Below are 22,203 nucleotides of genomic sequence, written 5' to 3'. Positions count from 1 at the left end.
TGCCGCAGTGGGAAAGCGCTGGTAGCTTTGCCGGCCGTTTCGCCCAGGGCCCGTCCGTCGCGCCCTGGCGCCGCTGTGGCACTATTGCCGGGCGCCGGGTTCCGATAGGGGCTGGCGGAACGCCGAGGTACGAGGAGGGGCCATGTTCAGACCGTCACCCATCACCCTGCAGCGCGGTGCGCTGCGCCTGGAACCCATGGTCGAGGCCGACGTGCCCGAGCTGGTGGCGCTGGCCGAGGCCAACCGCGAAGCGCTGAGGTTCATGAGCGCGCCGCAGCGCCCGGACTGGTACCGCAACAGCCTCGCCGAGCAGCGCGAGGGCCGCGCCCTGCCGCTGGTGGTGCGCCTGGGCAACCAGCTGGTGGGCACCACCCGCTTCATGGACTTCCTCCCGGCGCTGCCGGCCTGCGAGATCGGCGGCACCTGGCTGGACGCGGCGCAGCACGGCACCGGGCTGAACGCCAGCATCAAGTACCTGATGCTGCGCCAGGCCTTCGACAACTGGAAGATGGTCCGCGTGCAGCTCAAGACCGCCGCCAGCAACCTGCGCTCGCAGCGCGCCATCGAGAAGCTCGGCGCGCTGCGCGAGGGCGTGCTGCGCAACCACCGGCGCCTGGCCGGCGGGCGTCTGGACGACACCGTCCTCTACAGCATCACCGACCTGGAGTGGCCGCAGGTGAAGGCCGCCCTGGAAGCCGGCTTCATCGGCTGAGCATCCCGGCATGCCCCTCGACAGCGCCCACGGCGAGCAGACCCGCTTCTGGCGGGCCCAGGAACTGGGCGGCCTGGAGCTGCTGCACGCACGCTTCATCGAGCAGCGCTTCGCCCCCCACGTCCATGAGGGCTTCGCCCTGGTGCTGATCGAACAGGGCGCCCAGCGCTTCCGCCACCGCGGCGCCGAGCACCTGGCGCCGACCGGCAGCCTGGTGCTGATCAACCCCGACGAGGTCCACACCGGCTCCAAGGCCCACGAGGCGGGCTGGCTGTACCGGGGCTTCTACCCGGAGGTCGAGCAGGTCGGCAGCGTGCTCGACGAGCTGGAGCTGGGCGGCCGGGGCCTGCCGACCTTCGACGCCAGCGTGCTGCACGACGCGGAGCTGAGCCGCGCCTTCCTGCATGTGCACCGGTTGCTGGACTCCAATGCCAGCAGCCTGGAGCGCCAGACCTGCTGGCGCGAGGCGCTGCTGTTGTTGTTCCAGCGCCATGCGCGGGTGCCCGATTCACGCCCGGCCGGCCAGGAACCGCTGGCGGTGGCCCGCGCCCGCGAACTGCTGGCCGCCCAGCTGGTCGAGCCGCCATCGCTGGAAGAACTGGCAGCGGCGGTGAACCTGTCACCCTTCCACTTCGCACGGGTGTTCCGCAAGGCCACCGGACTGCCGCCCCACGCCTGGATCAAGCAACGCCGCCTGGAACAGGCCCGCGCCCTGCTCAAGGGCGGCTGCGCGCCGGCCTCGGTGGCGGCGCAGCTGGGCTATGCCGACCAGAGCCACCTCAGCCGCCAGTTCAAGCAGGCCTACGGCGTGGCGCCGGGGGAATACCGCCTGGCGTGCGGGCGCTCAGACATGCCAGCCGGTAACCCGTAGGAGCGGGCCCTGCCCGCGATTCGCGCGCAGGGCGCGCTCCTACATGGAATGGTGCGGGTGGGGCGGCGTAGGAGGACTCCGTCCGCGATGGCCCGCCCCCGCGCCGGATCACGGATGCACCACCCGACTTGATCTGGAACACCCTCTCCACCCCGGCGCCTTCTAGACTCCCAGCATCCCCGCATGGAACCCACCCACGATGATGCTGGACCACATGGAACTCGTCCTCGACCTCACCACCGCCCTGGCCATCGGCCTGCTGGTCGGCACCGAGCGCGGCTGGCGCGAGCGCGACTTCGAGGACATCCGCCAGGTCGCCGGCATCCGCACCTTCACCCTGGCCGGCCTGCTGGGCGGCCTGAGCGCCTTGCTGGCCGGGCACTTCGGCGTCTGGGCCTGGGTGGTGATGGCGCTGCTGGTGGGCCTGCTGGCGGTGGCCGGCTACCTGGCCGACGTGGGCCGCAGCGGCGACCAGGGCATGACCAGCGAGGTGGCCCTGCTCGCCACCTTCCTGCTGGGCAGCCTGGCGGTGGCCGACAGCCGCCTGCTGGCCGCCGGCGGCGGCGTGGTGGTGGCGCTGCTGCTGAGCCTGAAGGAGTCCCTGCACGCGGCGCTGAAGCACCTGGACGCCCGCGAATTGTCGGCGGCCTTCAAGCTGCTGTTCATCTCGGTGGTGATGCTGCCGGTGCTGCCCAACCAGGGCTACGGCCCCTGGCAGGTGTTCAACCCCTACGCCAGCTGGTGGATGGTGGTGCTGATCGCCGGCCTGGGCTTCGCCGCCTACGTCGCCGTGCGCCTCACCGGGACCCGCCACGGCCTGCTGATCACCGCGCTGCTCGGCGGCCTGGTGTCGTCCACGGCGATGACCCTCACCCTCGCCGGCATGCACGAGCAGCGCCGCCTGCAACCCTTGCTGGCCGCCGGCCTGCTGGCCACCTCGGCGCTGATGTTCCCGCGGGTGGCGCTGGAGGTGGGCCTGGTCAACGCCGAGCTGCTGCCGAACCTGCTGCCGCCGCTGATCGTCGCCACCCTGGTCTACGCCGGCGGCGCGCTGCTGTATTGGCGCCGCGCCAGCCGGGACGAGACGCCCGCCGCCAGCGAACCGCCGCTGAAGAACCCCTTCGAGCTGGGCCCGGCCCTGCGCTTCGCCGCCCTGCTGGCGCTGATCCTGTTCCTGGTCGAGGCCGGGCACCGCTACCTGGGCGACGTCGGCGTGTACCTGGTGGCGCTGCTCTCGGGCCTGGCCGACGTCGACGCCATCACCCTGTCCCTGGCCAGCAACGCCATGGGCGGGCTGGACGCCGAGGTGGCCGGGCGCGGCATCGTCCTCGCGGTGGCCAGCAACAGCCTGGTCAAGGCCGTCCTGATCGCCCTGGTCGGCGGCGGCCAGCTGGCCCTGCGCAGCGTGCCGGTGATGGTCGCGGGCCTGGCCGCGGGGGCGCTGACGCTGTTCCTCATGTGACTCAGGCGAGCCGCCCGCGCCATTGCAGCAGGAGCACCCCGGCCACGATCAGCAGCAGCGCCAGCACGCCCTCGGCGCTCAGCCGGCGCACCGGGAAGCCGACCCAGCCGAACTGGTCGCACAGCGCCGATACCAGCATCTGCCCGGCCACCACGCAGGCCAGGAAGGTCGCCCCGCCCAGGCGCGGCGCCAGCATCACCGCCACCGTCAGGTAGGCCGCGCCGAACAGCCCGCCGAGCCAGCTCCACCAGGGCGTAGCCGCCACCCCGGCGCCGGCCGGCAGGGGCACGCGCATGATCACCAGGGCCAGCACCACCACGCCCAGGCTGACGCCGAGCGAGGCCAGGCTGGCGCTCAGCGGGTGGCCCAGCTGGCGGCCGAGGAAGGCGTTGCTGCCGGCCTGCAGGGCGACCAGGCCGCCGACCGAGATGGCCAGGCTGATGAGCAGGATCTTCGACATGGATGGACTCCGTTGCTTGTGGACGGGCCCATCCTTTGCTATCCACTGCACGAATGGAAATGCACATTCGACACAGCCCATATGCATGACATTCATGACCTGCGCCGCCTGGACCTCAACCTGCTGGTGATCCTCGACGCCCTCCTCGCCGAACGCCACGTGTCCCGCGCCGCCGAGCGCCTGGCCATGTCGCAGCCGGCGGTGAGCCATGCCCTGGCGCGCCTGCGCGAGCAGCTCGGCGACCCGCTGCTGGTGCGGGTGAAGAACGAGATGCGGCTCACCGCCCGCGCCCTGGAGCTGGCGCCGCGCCTGGTCCAGGTGCTCGACGGCGTGCGCGGCCTGCTGGGCGGGCCGGCGTTCGAGGCGGCCTCCAGCCACCGCCATTTCCGCCTGGGCATGTCCGACTACGGCGCCTGGGTGCTGCTGCCGCGCCTATTGCGCGACCTGCGCCAAGGCGCGCCGCAGGTCAGCCTCGGCGTCAGCCAGGAATCGCGCCTGGAGATGGCCCGGCAGGTCGCCGAAGGCGAGCTGGACGGCGCCCTCGGCGTGTTCCCGGTGCTGCCGGCCGGGGTGCGCGCCTGGCGCCTGTTCGAGGAAAGCTTCGTCTGCGTATGCCGGCGCGACCTGCTGGACCGCGCCGACGGCCTGTCGCTGCCGGCCTACCTGGCGGCGGCCCACGTGCGGGTGGCGCTGCAGGACTCGCTGGAGGAAATCGACGGCGCCCTCGGCAAGCTCGGCCTGCGCCGCCAGGTGGCGCTGGCCCTGCCGCACTTCACCGTGGCCCCGGCGCTGCTGGAAGGCACCGACCTGGTCCTGACCATAGCCGCGCGCTGCCTGGAACGCCTGGAACTGCCCGCCTCCCTGGCGGTGTTCGAACCGCCGCTGGCGCTGCCGCGCTTCGACTTCGTGCAGATCTGGCGCGAGGACGCCGAACGCGACCCGGCCCGCGCCTGGCTGCGCGACCGCCTGCAGCACGCGGCACAAGGTTCTTCGTAGGGCGAATGACCGTTCGCGGTCATCCGCCGCCTGGCCTCGGCCCCAGGCGCGCTGCGGATTCGACCACGAAGCGCCTGTTCAAGATGCAGCGTAACGGCGTACTACCGCGAACGGTCATACGCCCTGCATCAGGTACGCGGCTGCTCGAACTGCCGGAGGATCTCCCCCACCCGCTCGCCGAGCATCTCGTTGGCCGACAGCTTCAGGCCCCGCGCCAGCTCCACCAGCACCACCTGCTCGGCCAGCGGGCGCAGGCGCATGAACACCTCGGCCAGTTGCTCCAGGTCGGCCGCGCCGGGCAGCAGCTCGGCGCCGCGCCTGTCCACCAGGTGGGTGACCACCAGGCGCACGATGCCCGCGGCCAGGTGCTCGGTGTCGCTGCGCAGCACCGCCAGGTGTTCCAGCAGCGCGGCCAGGGGAATGCCCGAGCGGTACAGCTCGACGCCGGCGTTGAACAGCCGCGGGCTGGGAATGCCGATGCGCTCGCCGTCGAACTGCAGCAGGCCCTGCTGCAGGGCGCGGTCGATGACCTCGTCGTCCAGTTCGTCGCCGAAGATCGCCTGCAGTTCGTCGAAGCCGATCTGCCCCGGCGTCTCCAGGTTCCAGGCGCCGAGGATGGCCTGGTCCAGGCCCAGCACGTGGTCCAGGTCGTGGCCGCGTTCCCAGCTTTCCAGCAGCTCCTTGATGTTCGACAGGCCGTAGCCGCGCTCCAGCAGGCCGCCGATCAGGCGCAGGCGGCGCAGGTGGCTGGCGAAGTAGACGCCGCTGCGGCCGCGCCGCTCGGGCGGCGGCAGCAGGCCGCGGTCCTGGTAGGCGCGCACGTTGCGCACGGTGCTGCCGGCCTCGCGGGCCAGCTCGTCGACGCTGAATTCGCGCTCGTCCTCCAGCGCCCGCGGGCTTTGCTCGGGGCGCTGGAGCAGGCGCTGCAGGAGGCTCAGGGGCGTGCTCATGGCGGCGATCATAGCCAGCGCCCGGCGCCGGCCACAACCGGAAAGCATCGATACGAAAGCGCAGGCGCGGCGGGCCGGTGCGCCCAACCAAAGGCGGGACTTCAGCTTCCCGCCCCACCCACCCGCAGCGCCGAACCCGCATGGCACCTGGGCTACAGGCCACTGCCCGTATCGGTAACACCGCCGCCGGGCATGGCGCGGGTGATACGAATCGGTCAGCATCGATCATGACATCGAGCGATGTCACGGTCGCTCCACACAACAACAATGGCCTGGAGAACGTCATGCCCCGAGGCACCCCGTCCGCCCATCCGCTCCCGCCGCAAGCACGGGAGGCCGCATGAACGCCATGCTCGAGAACCCCGGCCTGCCCCCGGCCGAACGCCTCGACGTGCAGTCCGGCGCGGTGCGCCTGGCGGTGTACCGTTGGGGCGAGGCGAACAAGCCGATGCTGCTGTTCGTCCACGGCTACCCGGACAACCACGAGGTCTGGCTGCCGCTGATCGCCCGCCTGCTCGGCCGCTACCAGGTGGTGGCCTACGACGTGCGCGGCGCCGGCGAATCGGACAAGCCGCGGCGTACCCGCGACTACCGCCTGGAGCTGCTCAGCCAGGACCTCAAGGCCGTGCTCGACGCCGTCAGCCCCGGGCGCCCGGTGCACCTGGTGGCCCACGACTGGGGCTCGATCCAGACCTGGGAGAGCGTCACCGACCCGGCGCTGCGCGAACGCATCGCCTCCTACACCAGCATCTCCGGGCCCTGCCTGGACCACGTCGGCCACTGGATGCGCGACCGCCTGCGGCGCAGGCGCCCGGCCGCGCTGCTGCAGATGCTCAGCCAGCTGCTGCATTCCTGGTACATCTACTACTTCCACCTGCCGCTGCTGCCGGCGCTGTCCTGGCGCCTGGGCGCCGCGCGCCTGTGGCCGCGGTACCTGCGCAAGGTCGAGGGCATCCGCAACCCCGGGCGCAACTCGCACCAGGCCAGCGACGGCGAGCACGGCGTGAAGCTGTACCGGGCCAACTTCATCGGCTCGATCTTCCGGCCGCGCAAGCGCCACACCGAGGTGCCGGTGCAACTGGTGGTGCCGACCCGCGACCGCTACGTCGGCCAGCAGCTGTTCCAGCAGCTTTCGCTGTGGGCGCCGCGGCTGTGGCGCCGCGAGGTGACCGCCGGGCACTGGCAACTGCTCGCCGAGCCGCGGCAGTTGGCCGGCTGGATCGACGAATTCGCCCGCCACATCGACGGCGGCGAGGCCAGCCAGCCGCTGCAGCGCGCCCTGCAGAAGCCCGGCGCCGGGCCCTTCGCCGGCAAGCTGGTGGTGGTCACCGGCGCCGGCGGCGGCATCGGCCGCGCCACCCTGCTGCGCTTCGCCGGACAGGGCGCCAGCGTGCTCGCCGCGGACATCGACCCGGCCGCCGCCGAAGCCAGCGCCGCCCAGGCCCGCCACCTCGGCGCCACGGCCTTCAGCTATTGCGTGGACGTCGGCGACAGCGCCGCCATGGAGCGCTTCGCCGCCTGGGTGGAAAGCAGCCTGGGCGTGCCCGACGTGGTGGTCAGCAACGCCGGCATCGGCCTGGCCGGCGCCATGCTCGACACCAGCGCGCAGGACTGGGAACGCCTGCTGCGCGTCAACCTGTGGAGCGTCATCGACGGCTGCCGCCTGTTCGGCCGGCAGATGGTCGAGGCCGGCAAGCCCGGGCACCTGGTCAACGTCGCCTCCGGCGTGGCCTTCGCGCCCTCGCGCAACTACCCGGCCTACGCCACCAGCAAGGCGGCGGTGCTGATGCTCAGCGAATGCCTGCGCGCCGAACTGGCCGGGCACGGCATCGGCGTCAGCGCCGCCTGCCCCGGCTTCGTCGACACCGGCATCGTCCAGGCCACCCGCTTCGCCGGCCTGAGCGAGGAACAGCAGGCCCGCCGCCGGGCCAAGGTACAGCGCTTCTACCGCCGCCGCCGGCTCGGCCCGGACAGGGTGGGCGAGAAGATCGTCCAGGCCGTGCAGCGCAACCAGCCGGTGGTCGCCGCCGGCGCCGAGGTGCACCTGGCGCGCTGGCAGTGGCGCCTGCTGCCCGGCCTGTCGCGCCTGTTCGCCCGCTTCGACCTGACTTCCTGAGGCCCCGTCCATGACCGACCATCATCACCGCCTGGTGCAGCGCAAGGTGCAGTTCGACTACAGCGGCTCGCCGCTGCACTGGATCCCCGGCGAGGCCGAGGCCTCCCACGTCATCAACGTCATCCACATGATGCTGCCGGCCGGCGAGCTGTGGTTCTGCCGCCTGTACAACAAGGCCCTGCCCTTCGTGAAGGACGCGCGCATGCGCGACGACGTGCAGGGCTTCATCCGCCAGGAAGCGATGCATGCCCGCGCCCACTCCGGCGCCGTGGAGCGCTACCTGACGGTGCACGGCATCGACTCCAGCCGCTACCTGAAGGCCATGGACTACCTGTTCGAGCAGTTGCTCAGCGACACCCCGCTGGGGCTGCAGCTGTTCAACGAAAGGCCCTGGCTGCGCCGCTGGTGGATCGGCCAGCGCTGCGCCATAGTCGCCGCGGTCGAGCACTTCACCTGCGTGCTCGGCAAGTGGGTGCTGGAGGCCGAGGCGCTGGACCGCGCCGGCTCCGACCCGGTGCTGCTGGACCTGTTCCGCTGGCACGGCGCCGAGGAAGTGGAGCACCGCAATGTCGCCCACGACCTGCACGTGCACCTGGGCGGCAGCTTCGTCAGCCGCCAGCTGTGGATGCTCGTGGTCTGGCCGCTGATCATCTGGCTGTTCGCCTTCGGCACCCGCACCCTCGCCCGCCAGGACCCGAGCCTGGGCAAGCCACGCAGCTTCTGGCGCATCTGGCGCGACAGCGAGAAGCGCGGGTTGCTGCCCAGGATGTCCGCGGTGGGCGCCAGCTTCCTGCGCTACTTCAAGCCCTGGTACCACCCGGACCACGAGGCCAACACCCAGGAGGCCCTGGACTACCTGGCGAGCTCCCCGGCGGCGAGTCGGGCGGCTCGGGGTTGAGGGGAATTTCGGGTAAGAGGAAGAGCACCCTCTCCCTAACCCTCTCCCTGAAGGGAGAGGGGACCGTTGGGCAGAGTTGGGTGTTCTGGAGTTAGCCGGCAACACCGAGGGTTACCGGCTGGAGCCATACCTTCTCTCGGCACGGACAAGCCCCCTCTCCCTTCAGGGCGGGGCGCGCAGCCGAGGGCTGGGGAGAGGGAGCGGACTCAATCCTCGTGCCACAGCCTAGGGTTCGCGAGCAAGCTCGCTCCTACGAAAAGCGCAGCATCGTACGGCGGATAACCGCGAACGGTTATTCGCCCTACGGTTCGCACGGAGAAACGCTGGGACTACTTGTCCTCTTCCACCACCTGCGGCTCGTCGCCCAGCGCCCGCTCCAGCCAGTCGCCCGGCAGGCTCTTGCTGGCCCGGGCGCCGAGCAGCTTGACCTGCTCGGCGCGGCTGATCAGGTTCCCGCGGCCCTCGCAGAGCTTGTTGCGCGCCGCCGCATAGGCCTTGTCCAGCTGCTGCAGGCGCGAGCCCATCTCGTCCAGGTCCTGGACGAAGAGCACGAACTTGTCGTACAGCGCGCCGGCGCGCTCGGCGATCTCGCGGGCGTTCTGCGTCTGCCGCTCCTGGCGCCAGAGGCTGTCGATCACCCGCAGGGTGGCCAGCAGGGTGGTCGGGCTGACGATCACGATGTTGCGCTCGAAAGCCTCCTGGAACAGGTTCGGCTCGGCCTGCAGGGCCACCGAGAAGGCTGCCTCCACCGGCATGAAGAGCAGCACGAAGTCCAGGCTGTGCAGGCCTTCCAGGCGCCGGTAGTCCTTGCCGGAGAGCCCCTTCACGTGGCTGCGCAGGGACAGCACGTGCTGCTTCAGCGCCTGCTGGCGGATCACCTCGTCCTCGCTGGCGACGAACTGCTGGTAGGCGGTGAGGCTGACCTTGGCGTCCACCACCACCTGCTTGTCGCCGGGCAGGCGGATCAGCACGTCGGGCTGGAAGCGCTCGCCATCGGCGGCGCGCAGGCTCACCTGGGTCTCGTACTCGCGGCCCTTCTCCAGGCCGGCATGCTCCAGCACGCGCTCCAGCACCAGTTCGCCCCAGTTGCCCTGGGTCTTCTGGCCCTTGAGGGCGCGGGTCAGGTTGGTCGCCTCCTCGCCCAGGCGCAGGTTGAGCTGCTGCAGGCGCTCCAGTTCCTTGCCCAGGGAGAAGCGCTCGCGGGCCTCTTGTTGATAACTCTCTTCCACACGCTTCTCGAAGGACTGGATGCGCTCCTTCAATGGGTCGAGCAACTGCCCCAGGCGCTGCTGGCTGGCCTCGGCGAAGCGCTGCTCGCGTTCCTCGAAGATCTTCCCGGCCAGCTCGGCGAACTGCGCGCGCAGCTCGTCGCGGGCCGCCTGCAGGTCGCCCAGGCGCTGCTGGTGGCCCTCCTGCTGCTCGCGCAGTTCGGCGGCCAGCGCGGCGCGCTCGGCGGACAGCCGGCGCAGCTCTTCCTCGCGGCCCTCGCGCTCGGCCTGCCAGTTGCGCTCGGCCTGCTGCTGGCGCTCGCGCTCGGCGCGGCCCAGGTCCACCTCGCGGCGCAAGGCCGCGGCCTCGCCGGCCAGTTCGCCATGGCGGCCGCTCAGGCGCTGGAAGGCTTCGCGCTCGGCCTCCAGTTGCGCACCCAGGCCGTCCTGGGCCAGTTGCGCGGTGGCCAGGCGCTCGCGCAACAGCACCAGTTCGCTCTCCTGCTCCACCGCGCGCTCGCGCAGGTGCCAGGCCAACCAGCCCAGCGGCAGCGCTGCGGCCAGCAGTCCGATCAGCAGGTTGGGCAGGTCGACGGGCATTGAGGCGCTCCAGGGCTGGCGGTCGCAGGAAAATTCGCGCCATGGTAGCAGCCGCGAGTGAGAATTCAGTGCAGCTTTTGCCGCAATGGCTCTTGACAACGCCAGAGGAAAGCAAGCGCTTGGGACAATCCACAGAAGCTGTGGATAACCTCGTGGATAAGGTGATGAAAACGTCTTATACGCCTTGCCCGCTGTGGCTGCAGCTTAGATTGGTGGTTTTTTCACCAATCCATAAAGTCATTTAAAATCAATAATTTACAAATGCTCGACGAAAAATCAAGCGCTTACGGAGGAATGTTTCCGGTGCTTGACAACAGCCCCCAACATTGTGCACAAGTCCGCGCCGGACAAGGGCAAACCGCCTCATTTCGGGGCATTCTGAAGGTGTTTTCAGGCAAGGCTCAGGGGCGAATCAGACGCATTCGCGGGCTCTGCGCCGACGTTCCTGGCGCGGGATGCTGGCCGCCTGGGCGGCAGGCGCGGCCCGGCCCAAGGACTCCAGCACGTGCTCGTACATGCGCAGCGCGGTGGGCCTGTCGGGGTACTGGAAGAAATACTGGTTGAGGTAGACGCGCCACTGTCGGCGGTCATGGGGATGGGCTTCCAGGCGAATGTCCATGGCGCACTCCGTTGCTTGGCCAGCGCCATAAGCTAGCGCGTTCGTCCCGCCCCGGGCGGGCAGGACGACGGACGGTCAGGCCGGGTGCGGCAGGTCGCCCTCGACCAGGAACCCCGCGCGCGGGAACAGCCGCGGCGCACCCGGCACCTGGGCGTGCTTGAAGGCCACGTAGTCGGCGGTGGTCTCGCAGAGCCAGGGCATGAGGTTGCGCGGGCGCTTGTCGACGAAGGCCGAAGGCACGAAGAGCGCGGCATTCAGCCCCCCTTCCGGGCAGCGCGCCGAGCGGTATTCGAAGGCTTCCACCGCGGCGGCGCGCATGGCGCTGCCCAGCGCCTGGCTCAGGTGGTAGTCCCGCGGGTCCTGCAAGCGCTCGGCGTAGCGGTCGAAGGGCGGCGCCTGCAGGCGGATGCCCCGCTGCACCTGGAAACGCGCCTCGAAGGAAGCGTGCTCGGACAGGATGCGCCCGCTGGGCGGCGGGCTGGCCATGCCCTCCCAGAGCACGAAGCGGTAATAGGCCCCCTCGGCCATGGCCGTCTCCAGGCGCAGCGCGGCGTAGAACAGGCTGGGCTCGTGGCGCCGGCCGAAGCGCGAGCCCCAGCGCAGCGGCGGATAGCGGAACGGTGTCTTCAGCAGGTAGTGCAGGGTTTCGCTGGAAGGCGGCAGGTGCGGCTTGCTGGTCTCGATCAGCTCTTCCAGCAGGGCCTGTTCCTCCAGGGTATCCACCAGTTGCAGGGTGGCGACCTGCTCCTGGCTTTCCACCAGGCGCACCAGCTTGCCCCGCAGCGGGGCGATGGCCTGCTCGCCCCGGCATTCGCGCCACAGCTCGGCGCCGGCGTCGGGCGCCATTCAGATCTTGCCCCGGATGGCGTCGAGGTACTCGACCACCTGCACCAGGCCCTGCACCTGCTCCATCCTCTGCAGGGGCACGCCGCTCAGGTGGCGGTTGGGGGTGCGCAGGAAGTGGCGCATGTCTTCCAGGTTGCCGCCGAACAGGGCGAAGAGCGCGCGGTACACCCGCACCAGCAGCAGCGCCAGTTCACCGGTCTTGCTGCCCACCCGCAGGCCGTTGCTCTTCCAGCGGCTCACCGCGCTGCGATCGACGCCGACGATGGCGGCCAGCTCCTGCTGCGTCATGCCCAGTTGCTCACGGGCCGCCAGTACCGCCTTGGCCAGTACCAGGTCGGCCGACGGGGTTTCCCGGATGAGTGCGCTCATGCCGTACCTCTTTCGTGCATTTGATGCAAACATACCATCAAATGTGTAAACCACACAAAGCACCCTTCGCCGCGGCCCGTCCCGGTGGGGGCTGCGGGGCGATGTTCGGGCGGCCATGTATCAACGTCATGACAAAACCGACGCATTCTTTACCGGACCTTTACCCGGCATTGGCGTTTCTTGACCTGGCCGTGCGGTCTCATGAAATACCCGAACCGGCTGCGCCCGGTGCCGGGCTCGACCGATACGCAGTGCGCGCCGCATCCGGCGGCCGCACCAGGAGAACAGCATGAAGAAGACCGTCGCCCTGCTCTGTGCCGCCCTGATGCTTGGCAGCCCGCTGGCGAGTTTCGCCCAGCAGGGCCCCGGCCAGGACCACGGCCCGAACCGCCCGGATAACCGTCCGCAGCAGCACCAGCCGCAACATCAGCCGCAGAAAGGCCCCCAGGGCGGTCATTACCAGCAGGGCCGCCAGGGTCACGCCGACCCGCGCTACTACCGCGACCCGCACTTCCGCCCGCAGGCCGGCATGCCGGTACCGCATCGCGAATGGCGCCGTGGCGTGGTGGTGCAGCCGGTCTACCGCAGCGACCGCTACTGGGTCACCGACTGGCGCGCCCGTCACCTCTACGCGCCGCCGCGCGACCATCGCTGGCTGTACGTCAACGGCGACTACGTGCTGGTGGCCATCGCCACTGGGGTGATCGTCAACATCCTGGCCGGCTATTGAGGCGCCTCAGGCGCTGGTGCTGAGCAAGGCACCGGCGCCACCGCCGCCATTGCGGATCGCTTCGGCCAGCGCCGCCGCCGTGGCCTGCATGGCGGCGCTGGTACTGGCGATGCGGCTCTGCAGGGCCATCACGATCGTGGTGCGCTCGTTTTCCGAGGAATATTCCCGCGCCTGCGCCGCCGCCAATTCCTGCTGCTCCTGCTGCAACTGCTTCTGCAGCTGTTGCAGGCGCTTCTGCAACTGCTCGACGGCAACGCTGGAGCTGCCGCCACTTTCACCACCGCCGGCGGCCGCGCCCGCGCCCTGCTTGCCACCCGGGCTTGCGGAGGCGACGTTGCGGGTGGCCGTGGCACTGTCATCCTGGGCGACGCCGGTCGCCGTGCTGCCATCGTCGCTGCTGGCCGCTATCCGCAACGAGCCGGCGAAGGTCTGGCTGGAGGGCGTCAGGGAAAGGTTCATGCCCGAGGTTCCTTGTTCCGGGTGTTCTGCCCCTCTATCGACTGCCGTAGGAAAAACTTGAAAGACCATTCGCCGACACCAGGCAAAGGCCCTAGGATAGGCCCCTTCATGCCCAGGCAGCCGTCACCATGGACAAGCAACGCGCCCACCAGTTGATCCTCCAACGCCTCGACGCCGACCTCGAAGTCGCCGTCCGCGCCGCGCGCACCGCCCACGAGGCCGCCACCCACGAGGAAAACGTCGCCGAGAACAAGTACGACACCCTTGGCCTCGAGGCGGCCTACCTGGCCGCCGGGCAATCGCGCCGGGTAGAGGAGATCCGCCAGGCGCTCGCCTCGTTCCAGGGCCTGGTGCTGCGCGACTTCGACGCCGAGCTGGGCATCCAGACCAGCGCCCTGGTCGAACTGGCCGACCGCGACGACCGCCGCCGCTGGCTGTTCCTCGGCCCGGACGCCGCCGGCCTGAAGATCGCTCTGGACGGCCACGAGGTCCTGGTCATCACCCCGCGCTCGCCGCTGGGTGGCGCCCTGCTCGGCCGCCACCCCGGCGACGAGGTCGAGGTCGGCCAGGGCTCGGCGCGCCAGGCCTACGAGATCGTCGAGGCGTTCTGAGCGGGCCCGCCCGCAGACCGGCGCAACCCGGACTAAGCTGCATGGCCGTCAACCCGAAAAGGAGATGCCGCCATGCTGTTCAACTGGTCCGAATACGTTCCCGCGGTGAAGAAGGCCTTCGGCGCATTGGGCAAGAAGCATCCGAAGATGATCGCCGCCTACCAGGCGCTGGATGCCGCCGCGGCGGACGGCGACGCACTGGACGCCAAGACCCGCGAACTGATCTCCCTGGCGGTGGCCATCACCACCCGCTGCGACGGCTGCATCGGCGTGCATGCCGAGGCCGCGCGCAAGGCCGGCGCCAGCGAGGCCGAAGTGGCCCAGGCGCTGGCCACGGCGATCGCCATGAACGCCGGCGCCGCCTACGTCTACTCGCTGCGCGCCCTGGAAGCCTTCGAACAGCCGCAGGGCTGAGGTGCTGGCGCGGCCAAGGCTTTCTCCGGCGCGGGAATTGGGTTATCCATTGCATTCCCGCGCCATGGAGCCGCCATGTCCTCGTCCAGCCTCAGCTTCTGGAAACTCGCCCTCGGCATCGCCGCCGGCATCTGGCTGGGCTTCGTCGCCGAGGCCCTGAGCTGCGTGCTGCTCCTGCGCTTGTGGCCCGGCGCGCCCCTGCCGTTGCCGGCGCGCCTGTCGCCGGCGCCGGCCACCACCCCGGCGCCCGGCCAGGATGCCAATGCGGTGATGTTCCAGCAGTACCTGGAGAACCAGCGCAAGGCCCAGGCCGAGCAAGGCCGGCAGGTCGAGCAGAGCGAGCGTGAGCGGCGCTTCAACAGCGCGCCCTGCCAGTTCTGGCGCCAGCAGTACCAGGCCGACCCCAGCGAGAAGAACCGGCTGAAGATGGACGGCTACTGCGGCTGAGGCTCGGCGCCCACTACCTGGTTGCGGCCCTGGTGCTTGGCCCGGTACAGCGCCTTGTCCGCCTCGCCCAGCCAGGCGCTGGCATCCACCTGGTAAGGGCTGTAGGACGCCACGCCGATGCTCAGGCCGACGGACAGGTCCGCCGCCAGCTGGTAGTGCTTCTCGGCGAAGCCCTGGCGCAGGCGCTCCATGATCTCCACCGCCAGCACCTGGGTGGTGCCGGGCAGGATCACGCAGAATTCGTCGCCGCCATAGCGCCCCGGGGTGTCGGTGTCGCGCAGCGAATGGGTGAGCAGGTGGCTGAGCTCGGTGATGACCATGTCGCCCAGCACATGGCCGAAGCGGTCGTTGATGCCCTTGAAGTGGTCGATGTCGATCAGCGCCACGCTGGCCCGGGTGTGCTGCTGGCGGCACTTCTGGAATTCGTTCTCCAGCTGGTCCATCCAGGAACCGTGGTTGAGCAGCCCGGTGAGGCTGTCGGTGCGGCTGACCGCGCGCAGCGCCTGCTTGTGCTCGGACAGGCGCCTGGCCAGGCTGTAGCTCACCCCACCCACCGCCAGCGGGTAGACCACCAGCATCGGCAGGCAGGCGTACACCTGCAGCGGCGTGGCCACGGCGCTGAAGGCGATGCCGAAGCACAACCAGGCCAGCAACACGCCCAGCAGCTGCGCCACGCTGCCCATCAGGAAGAAACGCAGGCCACCGGCGGCGATGTTGTCCATCGCCATCATCGACAGGATGGTCACGCTCGGCAGCGGGTTGAACTGCATGGCCCCGGCCCAGAAGCCGCCGAACAGCGAATCCAGCAGGAGGTTGCGCCGCTCCGCCTGGTACGGCGCCCGCGACAGGCGCGCCAGCTGGTAGGCCAGGTGCGGCCAGAGGAAACCGTTGGCCACCAGCAGCCCCCAGGCCCAGCCCGGCCGCTGCAACGGCGCCAGCGCCGCCGCCACGCAGAAGAAGCCGATGCCCAGGCCGACCATGCGCGGCAGATAGATGCGCCTGGCGAAAGACAACCCCTTACCGACCACAGCACCCATAAATCATCCTGATCCAGGCATCTGGTAGAGCACGCTAGCAGATCGGCGGGAAAGCGCCTACGTGCATTGGCGGCAATTTGACATTATTTCTGCCCGGCGCCATCGTCCGCCGACAGCGCCAATCCCATGGCGCATCGGGGATGCGGGTTATCGCCCGAATTCCTTCCGCAACCACGCCAACTCCTTACGGATATGCGTCGCCCCGATTGAGGCCCGCCCCCACCTGGGGTATGAGAACCCCAGTCCCGCCGCCACGGCGCGGAGCCACAAGGAACGTCACCATGCCCAATCCAAGAACGACAATCGCCGCAGCCATGCTCTTGCTCGCCACGCCCTTCCAGCTGGCGCTGGCCGACACGGCGAACACCGGCACCGCCTCGCCCAACCTGCTGACCGCCGCCGTCGCCTGGCGGCAGACGGCCGCCGAGTACCGCGCCCTGTACTACCAGGGCTTCAACCTGGCCAAGCTGCGCCTGGACCAGGCGCTGGCCGAACGCAAGCCCGGCGCCAGGCCGCCGGCGATCATCAGCGACCTCGACGACACCATCCTCAGCAGCAACAGCTACTGGGGCGCCCTGATCAGCCAGGGCAAGGACTTCTTCGACGACGCCCTCTGGGACCGCTGGGTAGCCGCCAACGGCCCCACCCTGACGCCCGGCGCGCTGGACTTCCTCGACTACGCCAAGTCCCGGGGCGTGGAAATCTTCTACGTCTCCAGCCGCGACCAGGGCGACAGGACCGACGAATACGCCCTGAACAACCTGCGAACCCTGCAGGTGCCCTTCGCCGACAAGGAACACGTCACTATCCTGCGCGAAAGCTCCAACAAGGAACCCGCGCAGAAAGCCATCGCCGAACGCTATGACGTGCTGCTGATGCTGGGCGACAACCTCAACGACTTCAAACGCCGCTACTACGTCGACGACGCCAGCCAGCGCGCCGCCCTGCTGGACGAGGACCGCGCCCAGTTCGGCGACAGGTTCATCCTCTTCCCCAACCCCACCGACGGCCACTGGATGAAAGCGATCTTCGGCGAGTCGGAACCCGCCGACACCCCGGCCAACCGCGCCAAGTTCCGCGCGGCGGCGGCTTCGGGGGCGTGGAAGGGGCAGGACTGAGGGTTGCGCGGGAAGCGGTCCAGCAAGAGCAGGAGTCCTGAGTGTGCGGAACGCGCCTCAGGGCTCAGCTGTTCTGCATACGGATCGAAGCCATGCCTTTCCTACAAATCAACAGGAAGGCGCCTGCATACCGCACATTGCATTGAAGGGAACCCTTCATGAGTTGACTCATGAAGGGGACGCAGGGATGTCATCGTTCTACAGCTATTTCAAGGAAAACATGGAAGCACTGGGCCTGCCGGCGCCCGAATCGCTTTATGGCACAGCCGCTACGGCGCTCGCCACACTCTCTACGCTGAATACCTTGTTCGAGAAGTTCGGTCGAAACGTAACGGTGGCCGAGCTGGTTGGGGCCGGGCTCAGGGGTGAACGCCTGCTGACGCTGGGGTCGGTGCTGGCGAGCTTCTACATTGGCGCCGTCATCGGCAGCCTGGCAGTGGCTTTGGGCAGGACACTATCAGGAGGGACAAGCCTGGCCGATGCGCTTGCCCTGGCGAATCGGAACGGGGTGTACAGTTTCGAAGTGCACCTGGTACTCAGAAACAACCCCGGCCTGTACGACCGAACCATGCCGCCAGGCGCACGACGAGCCATGACATGGAGAGCCTACGTGTGAAGGACCGCACCCTGTTGATTCTTACGAGCCTGCTGGCGGCCGGGCTCGCCTGGGCATTCTTCCATTACCTCGGACAGAATGCCTGGCCCCTCTTTTCGGCTGCACTCATCGTAGCCCTGGGCTGCCAGAACATCCGGTTGCAGCGAAAGCTCAAGGCACTGAGGTCCGATGCGGATTCGCAATCGCGTGACATCTGAATCGCCTTGTCGTGCTCAAAACCTCGTAAAACACGCGGTATCAGTCGTTCTTGAGCTCGCACTAGCAAATCGCTCCCAGGTCGCTTACCTGGTGGCTGATTGGAGCCCTTCCTGATCCTCAAAACCGGCGGCTGCAGTCTAGGTGTCGGTCAGAATGCAAGAGCGTACTGCTGCTAATTCTGAACGCCCATGTCCAAGGCCCGGAGGAAACCGCACAGTTCCTCGCTATCTCGCACCGCGAAATCACTGCAAGCGAAAATATAGAGTGGGATATTCCAAAGCTTGGTGCCTGGGAAAGTGCAAGGCTAGATCATTAGAATTGATCGTTACTTTCAATTTTCTTCTGCCCAGTCCCGCTTGACGACGGAGTTGTCGATGCTTTTGGTTGAAGTGTCGGCGCAGTTGGGACAGCGATTGTATCGACCGTTATCTTCTCCAGAACCGGAATCTCTTCCAATATCAGCCTTTCTGTCGCTACACGAAGGGCTTGTAGCTCAGATAAGTACTGCTGCGAACTTATTGCTCCATTGAGATACATGTTGCATAGGAAGAAAGCACCATCTCGATAAAACTGCACGCCTTGTGACCTCTTAAACAACTGCTTCATTGCTACGGCCAAACTGGTTTGTGCTTCAGCTGACAGAGGTCGATCTGCAGGTGAAGCAGATAACGAAGCAGCAAAAGAAGAGGCGAACTGCGAGGCTGCATCTGGCGGGGCTTCTGCACAGAGCTTTGCGTCTGGCGAAATTTTTACATAAACCATTCGATAGTCGGCAGCAGTGGCTAGCGTTCCAACTGACTCATTGAATGGTGCTCCCAATTTACGCTCCATTACCGGAGGGCGAGCAGTCAGGTAATAGCCGCAGCCTGAAATCAGGGCGGACAGCACCACCAACGCAAACGTGCCTAGCTTTCTAAACATAGACTTTCGGTCTCCCTATTCCAATTTACATCTCCTGTCGGTCTTAATGCGGCCGCCAGCCCTCGACTAGCCTTTTTATGTATAGCAGCAAATCGCCATCAACCCCGCGACATGCTGATCCAATTTCATCCAGGCCCTTCCCTGCCCGCCATCCGCGGAACTCGCGCCACCTGGTCGCTCTACCTAGAGAAATCGGCTACTGCCTGAAGCAACTGGATGACATATGCCGGCGCCGCCCAGCAGATCACCATCTGCCTAGCAGGGTGTGTGATGGAAAGGCAGGAAGAAACTCGCCAGCTGTTCCGAAATGGCATAAGCGAGCGGCCCTGGATGGCGAAATCCATCAGCACTTGGCTCACCAGATATCTAGTGCGCTCAGGTGTCCGACACTGCGACGCGAATCAACGCCGCCATACCTTCACCGACCAGGTGCTATCGAACTAGAGTGAGTGGCGCGCCAACTCGGACCGATGGTGCGCAAGGTGGATTCCCGCGGACACCAAGAGCATGGCCGCTCTGGTCTCGCAGATGATGGGATTCTGGGATGGGGCCTAGGCGTGCGCAGAAGGGTATGGAGGGAAGCTGTTTTGCCCTCTTTTTGCCCTATTTGCCTGTGCCAAAAAAGACAAAGCCCCTGAAACTCTATGAGTTTCAGGGGCTTCAGCCATTTCAATAATGGCGGAGAGATAGTCCGCCTGGCGAAAATCCACGAGCGTCCATCAAAGGCCCACAGCCCACTGATTTCATGGGGGTTCTGTATTCAGCCTGTCCAATAACGTCTTGCAGAATCTAGCAGAATCCAGCTATAAAACGTGGGTAGAAAGGTGGGTACATAAATGGCTCGCGGCATCAACAAGCTCTCCGCACTCGCGGTGCAAAAGACTAAGGAACCAGGCTACTACGGTGACGGCGGCGGCCTGTGGTTGCAGATCAGCAAGCTCGGCGGCAAGTCCTGGGTATTTCGCTATACCCGCCACGGCAAAACGCGGGAAATGGGCCTTGGCCCTGTCCACACCGTTTCCTTGAGCGACGCTCGCCTGAAAGCCTTGGAACACAGGAAAAGCCTCTTGGAGGGGGGCGACCCTCTTGAGGAGAAGAAGGCCAAGCAGCAGCTCGTCAAGCTGGAGGCAGCCCGGCACAAGACGTTCAAGGAATGTGCCCAGGCCTACATCAAAGCCAATCGCGCAAGCTGGAAGAACCCGAAGCACGTTCAGCAATGGGAGAATACGCTCGAGACCTACGCCTTCCCCATCATTGGAGAGTTGGCCGTAAGCAGCGTCGACACGGACCTGGTGCTGAAGGTTTTGCAACAGGAAGTGGCCGTAGGAACAGAAACAGTTCAGCTCTGGTATGCGAAGGCAGAAACTGCAAGTCGACTAAGAGGCCGTCTAGAGAACATTTTTGATTGGGCGACCTTCCGTGGCTACCGCAAGGGCGAAAATCCAGCCCGCTGGAAAGGCCACCTCGAACACGAGCTGCCAGCAAGAAGCAAGGTACAAAAGGTCGAACACCATGCTTCTCTCCCCTATACGGAGATCGGCAACTTCATGAGCGAACTGCGAAAGCGCCCCGGGATCTCCGCTCGAGCCCTGGAATTTTCTATCCTCACAGCCTCCCGCTCAGGGGAGATCCGTGGTGCGCGATGGGATGAAATAGACCTCAAGGAGGGCATCTGGACAGTACCAGCTGAGCGAATGAAGGCAGGCAAGGAACATGCTGTCCCGCTATCTCCAGGCGCCATACAACTGCTGGAAAATCTTCCACGTGTAGCCGATAGCCCCTATGTCTTCCCTTCCCCGAAGGGCAAGCAGCTCTCAGATACATCGCTCACTGCTGTTCTGCGACGCATGAAACTTGGGCACCTGACCCAACATGGCTTCCGCTCGACATTTAGGACCTGGGCAGGAGAACAAACGAACCATCCGAGAGAGGTGTGTGAGCACGCCCTAGCTCACAAGCTGCCAGATAGCGTCGAAGCTGCCTACCAGAGGGGAACGCTATGGCCCAAACGCATTCAGCTGATGCGTGATTGGGCGGTTTACTGTTCTCCTCCCTAAGCATTTCGTTCTTCAGGCCAGAGGCAATCAGTCCGGTATCGGCCAGAAACGGCCGCTGGGCTTGGATGAACCAAAACTACACCCCAACAAAGGGAAAGAATGTGAATGGGGCTTGCCCATAAAACAGCGGATAGCGGATGTTACCCAAGCGGCTATCCGCAGGGCATGTAAGGTTGCTTCTGAACTCGTATTAGCAAGGAGAAAACGCATGGTTGATGACGTTGTAGACACAACCGAATCCACCACCTCTGATCCAAGCCCTTTCGCTGGAATGGTTCGGAATCTTGGAGAGCCAATTCGCTTTACAGGTGTGCAAAATCTCTCTGGAGTCTCCATTGAGGCTGCTCAAGAAGGGGCCACTGTGAAGATAGCAACCGCAATGGCTCTCACCTCGGATGAGGTGTTTTTTCATCAGGTAGTCGAGCAGTTTGTTCGCGTCATTAACCATATGGCGCAACAGGCCAGCATGGCCGTTAGTCTGGATCGAGCCGGCGTTGTTCTGTTGATCCTTCGATCAGATAGCACAGCAGAGCTTTGGCTCGACTCAGCTGCGATGGCCGCACAATTTATTGCCAAGCGCTCGATCAAGGCTGGCACTGTTGTTTTCGAACATGACATCGCCGACATCACCGGCATGAGCTTCCCGTGTGTAGATATCGGTCCCGCAGATAAGGTGCTGTGCATCTTCAGAGAGGGGTGGCGCTTCGGCATGGCATTCGACTTCAACCATAAAGGTACTTTGAATGTCACAGCTTTCGAGCGGACACTGGGAACGCTACTTCGTAATCTACGGTATCGGCATCTCTATGATGCTTTAGGGAACTCTGCTCTGTTCAGTCGCCTGGTAGCTGCAGGGTGGTTCCCCTTTGTCGAGATAATTTCCCACGAGATCAAAGACCTCTTACAGCACCTGGAAGCAGGCTTCGATGTCGTGGGACCGGAGCAAGATATTCTCAATAGCTTCGGCGAAGAACGGATGCAGGGGATTCTTGAGCGATGGGCCGTAAAACCTCACTTTGCAGCCAAAATGGCTTTACTGAAGGTAGCCATCGACGCGTTCAACAGAAAGGAGCCGATCACTGTCATTAAGGTTCTACTGACCGAGATTGAGGGCGTCCTAAACGATGCCTATCGAGCTGCCAACGGAGGTCAGGGTGCAAAGCTCAAGGAGCTGCTCAAGTTCGCAATGGACTCCGCCGAGCGAAAAGTCGGCGGCTCCGATACGCTGATGTTTCCTACGGAATTCGCCGAGTATCTCGCTCGCCATACCTTCGCCAATTTCGATCCTACGGCTCAAACCGGGACTGCAAGTTCCAGGCATGCCGTAGGCCATGGTGCCGCGCCACAAGAAAGCTACACGATGATCCGTGCGCTGCAGGTAATCCTCACTCTCGATCAGCTCGCCTTCTACACCTGAACACTTTCGAGATCAGCCTTCTGGAAAGGTATTCTGATCCTTGAGCACGACGTAAACGCTTTAACTAGGAC

Annotated in this window: 24 protein-coding genes; 15 read left to right on the top strand and 9 right to left on the bottom strand. The window is 66.2% G+C overall.

The window, feature by feature from the left end; all coding sequences use genetic code 11:
* Nucleotides 1-142 precede the first annotated feature (142 nt).
* From DK254_RS29100 to DK254_RS29090, 3 genes are all read left to right on the top strand, one after another.
* Nucleotides 143-712, top strand: coding sequence for a GNAT family N-acetyltransferase (locus DK254_RS29100; RefSeq protein WP_089393099.1), 570 nt, complete (start codon nucleotides 143-145; stop codon nucleotides 710-712).
* A 10-nt stretch (nucleotides 713-722) separates the two neighbouring features.
* Nucleotides 723-1,583: an AraC family transcriptional regulator gene (locus DK254_RS29095; RefSeq protein WP_109936605.1), complete on the top strand. Its 861-nt coding sequence runs from the start codon at nucleotides 723-725 to the stop codon at nucleotides 1,581-1,583.
* 202 nt (nucleotides 1,584-1,785) lie between these two features.
* The gene (locus DK254_RS29090; RefSeq protein ID WP_109937339.1) at nucleotides 1,786-3,045 is read left to right on the top strand and encodes an MgtC/SapB family protein; all 1,260 of its coding nucleotides are present in this window, start codon (nucleotides 1,786-1,788) and stop codon (nucleotides 3,043-3,045) included.
* A 1-nt stretch (nucleotide 3,046) separates the two neighbouring features.
* Here the strand turns inward: DK254_RS29090 and DK254_RS29085 are convergent, their stop codons facing one another.
* On the bottom strand, nucleotides 3,047-3,505 hold the full coding sequence (locus tag DK254_RS29085) for a DMT family transporter (protein ID WP_109936604.1): 459 nt from the start codon (nucleotides 3,503-3,505) through the stop codon (nucleotides 3,047-3,049).
* A gap of 81 nt (nucleotides 3,506-3,586) precedes the next feature.
* Between DK254_RS29085 and DK254_RS29080 the strand changes: the two genes are divergently transcribed.
* A complete protein-coding gene (locus DK254_RS29080; RefSeq protein WP_109936603.1) occupies nucleotides 3,587-4,501 on the top strand; it encodes a LysR substrate-binding domain-containing protein in 915 nt (304 codons plus the stop codon).
* Between the two features lie 128 nt (nucleotides 4,502-4,629).
* Here the strand turns inward: DK254_RS29080 and DK254_RS29075 are convergent, their stop codons facing one another.
* Nucleotides 4,630-5,451, bottom strand: a complete 822-nt coding sequence (locus tag DK254_RS29075; RefSeq protein ID WP_256595983.1) for a MerR family transcriptional regulator — start codon at nucleotides 5,449-5,451, stop codon at nucleotides 4,630-4,632.
* A gap of 340 nt (nucleotides 5,452-5,791) precedes the next feature.
* Between DK254_RS29075 and DK254_RS29070 the strand changes: the two genes are divergently transcribed.
* Together DK254_RS29070 and DK254_RS29065 are read left to right on the top strand one after the other, a co-directional pair.
* Nucleotides 5,792-7,567 (top strand): SDR family oxidoreductase, encoded by a 1,776-nt coding sequence (locus DK254_RS29070; RefSeq protein WP_109936602.1) that lies wholly within the window; start codon nucleotides 5,792-5,794, stop codon nucleotides 7,565-7,567.
* A gap of 10 nt (nucleotides 7,568-7,577) precedes the next feature.
* Nucleotides 7,578-8,465: a metal-dependent hydrolase gene (locus DK254_RS29065; RefSeq protein ID WP_109936601.1), complete on the top strand. Its 888-nt coding sequence runs from the start codon at nucleotides 7,578-7,580 to the stop codon at nucleotides 8,463-8,465.
* Between the two features lie 329 nt (nucleotides 8,466-8,794).
* On the opposite strand, the gene rmuC is transcribed toward DK254_RS29065, so the two are convergent.
* From rmuC to DK254_RS29045, 4 genes are all read right to left on the bottom strand, one after another.
* Entirely contained in the window at nucleotides 8,795-10,159 is a 1,365-nt protein-coding gene (rmuC, locus tag DK254_RS29060) for a DNA recombination protein RmuC (RefSeq protein WP_109937337.1), read from the bottom strand.
* A 526-nt stretch (nucleotides 10,160-10,685) separates the two neighbouring features.
* Nucleotides 10,686-10,892 (bottom strand): hypothetical protein, encoded by a 207-nt coding sequence (locus DK254_RS29055; RefSeq protein ID WP_109936600.1) that lies wholly within the window; start codon nucleotides 10,890-10,892, stop codon nucleotides 10,686-10,688.
* 75 nt (nucleotides 10,893-10,967) lie between these two features.
* Nucleotides 10,968-11,738, bottom strand: a complete 771-nt coding sequence (locus DK254_RS29050) for an RES family NAD+ phosphorylase (protein WP_109936599.1) — start codon at nucleotides 11,736-11,738, stop codon at nucleotides 10,968-10,970.
* Entirely contained in the window at nucleotides 11,739-12,107 is a 369-nt protein-coding gene (locus DK254_RS29045) for an antitoxin Xre/MbcA/ParS toxin-binding domain-containing protein (protein ID WP_109936598.1), read from the bottom strand.
* A 289-nt stretch (nucleotides 12,108-12,396) separates the two neighbouring features.
* Here DK254_RS29045 and DK254_RS29040 point away from each other — a divergent pair, with 289 nt between their 5' ends.
* Nucleotides 12,397-12,837, top strand: a complete 441-nt coding sequence (locus DK254_RS29040; RefSeq protein ID WP_109936597.1) for an RcnB family protein — start codon at nucleotides 12,397-12,399, stop codon at nucleotides 12,835-12,837.
* A gap of 6 nt (nucleotides 12,838-12,843) precedes the next feature.
* On the opposite strand, the gene DK254_RS29035 is transcribed toward DK254_RS29040, so the two are convergent.
* Nucleotides 12,844-13,296, bottom strand: coding sequence for a hypothetical protein (locus DK254_RS29035; protein WP_109936596.1), 453 nt, complete (start codon nucleotides 13,294-13,296; stop codon nucleotides 12,844-12,846).
* Between the two features lie 128 nt (nucleotides 13,297-13,424).
* Between DK254_RS29035 and DK254_RS29030 the strand changes: the two genes are divergently transcribed.
* The 3 genes from DK254_RS29030 to DK254_RS29020 all read left to right on the top strand — a co-directional run bounded on the left by DK254_RS29030 (nucleotide 13,425) and on the right by DK254_RS29020 (nucleotide 14,768).
* Nucleotides 13,425-13,907 carry a GreA/GreB family elongation factor gene (locus tag DK254_RS29030; RefSeq protein ID WP_109936595.1) on the top strand — a complete coding sequence of 161 codons (483 nt, stop codon included), beginning with the start codon at nucleotides 13,425-13,427 and terminating at the stop codon, nucleotides 13,905-13,907.
* 72 nt (nucleotides 13,908-13,979) lie between these two features.
* Nucleotides 13,980-14,321: a carboxymuconolactone decarboxylase family protein gene (locus tag DK254_RS29025; protein ID WP_089393110.1), complete on the top strand. Its 342-nt coding sequence runs from the start codon at nucleotides 13,980-13,982 to the stop codon at nucleotides 14,319-14,321.
* Nucleotides 14,322-14,396: 75 nt separating this feature from the next.
* Nucleotides 14,397-14,768, top strand: a complete 372-nt coding sequence (locus DK254_RS29020; RefSeq protein ID WP_109936594.1) for a hypothetical protein — start codon at nucleotides 14,397-14,399, stop codon at nucleotides 14,766-14,768.
* Here the strand turns inward: DK254_RS29020 and DK254_RS29015 are convergent.
* On the bottom strand, nucleotides 14,756-15,805 hold the full coding sequence (locus DK254_RS29015; protein ID WP_109936593.1) for a diguanylate cyclase: 1,050 nt from the start codon (nucleotides 15,803-15,805) through the stop codon (nucleotides 14,756-14,758). The two genes, DK254_RS29020 and DK254_RS29015, sit on opposite strands and share 13 nt — an antisense overlap.
* Before the next feature lie 281 nt (nucleotides 15,806-16,086).
* On the opposite strand from DK254_RS29015, the gene DK254_RS29010 reads away from it, so the two are divergent.
* The 3 genes from DK254_RS29010 (at nucleotide 16,087) to DK254_RS29000 (ending at nucleotide 17,736) form a co-directional block, all read left to right on the top strand.
* The gene (locus DK254_RS29010; RefSeq protein WP_109936592.1) at nucleotides 16,087-16,923 is read left to right on the top strand and encodes a 5'-nucleotidase, lipoprotein e(P4) family; all 837 of its coding nucleotides are present in this window, start codon (nucleotides 16,087-16,089) and stop codon (nucleotides 16,921-16,923) included.
* Between the two features lie 187 nt (nucleotides 16,924-17,110).
* The gene (locus DK254_RS29005; RefSeq protein WP_109936591.1) at nucleotides 17,111-17,539 is read left to right on the top strand and encodes a hypothetical protein; all 429 of its coding nucleotides are present in this window, start codon (nucleotides 17,111-17,113) and stop codon (nucleotides 17,537-17,539) included.
* Nucleotides 17,536-17,736: a hypothetical protein gene (locus tag DK254_RS29000; RefSeq protein ID WP_109936590.1), complete on the top strand. Its 201-nt coding sequence runs from the start codon at nucleotides 17,536-17,538 to the stop codon at nucleotides 17,734-17,736. The genes DK254_RS29005 and DK254_RS29000 overlap by 4 nt, the downstream gene beginning before the upstream one ends.
* Before the next feature lie 313 nt (nucleotides 17,737-18,049).
* On the opposite strand, the gene DK254_RS33975 is transcribed toward DK254_RS29000, so the two are convergent.
* Complete coding sequence (locus DK254_RS33975; RefSeq protein WP_146219666.1) at nucleotides 18,050-18,658, bottom strand: hypothetical protein; 609 nt, start codon at nucleotides 18,656-18,658, stop codon at nucleotides 18,050-18,052.
* A gap of 836 nt (nucleotides 18,659-19,494) precedes the next feature.
* Between DK254_RS33975 and DK254_RS28990 the strand changes: the two genes are divergently transcribed.
* Together DK254_RS28990 and DK254_RS34630 are read left to right on the top strand one after the other, a co-directional pair.
* On the top strand, nucleotides 19,495-20,715 hold the full coding sequence (locus tag DK254_RS28990; protein ID WP_109936589.1) for a site-specific integrase: 1,221 nt from the start codon (nucleotides 19,495-19,497) through the stop codon (nucleotides 20,713-20,715).
* A gap of 208 nt (nucleotides 20,716-20,923) precedes the next feature.
* On the top strand, nucleotides 20,924-22,132 hold the full coding sequence (locus tag DK254_RS34630) for a hypothetical protein (protein ID WP_218281461.1): 1,209 nt from the start codon (nucleotides 20,924-20,926) through the stop codon (nucleotides 22,130-22,132).
* The last annotated feature ends 71 nt before the right edge of the window (nucleotides 22,133-22,203 follow it).

Source organism: Pseudomonas sp. RW407, from assembly GCF_003176655.1.
Lineage (GTDB): Bacteria > Pseudomonadota > Gammaproteobacteria > Pseudomonadales > Pseudomonadaceae > Pseudomonas > Pseudomonas delhiensis.
Note: the sequence above shows the minus strand (reverse complement) of the source record. Positions and strands in the feature narration are given on the sequence as shown.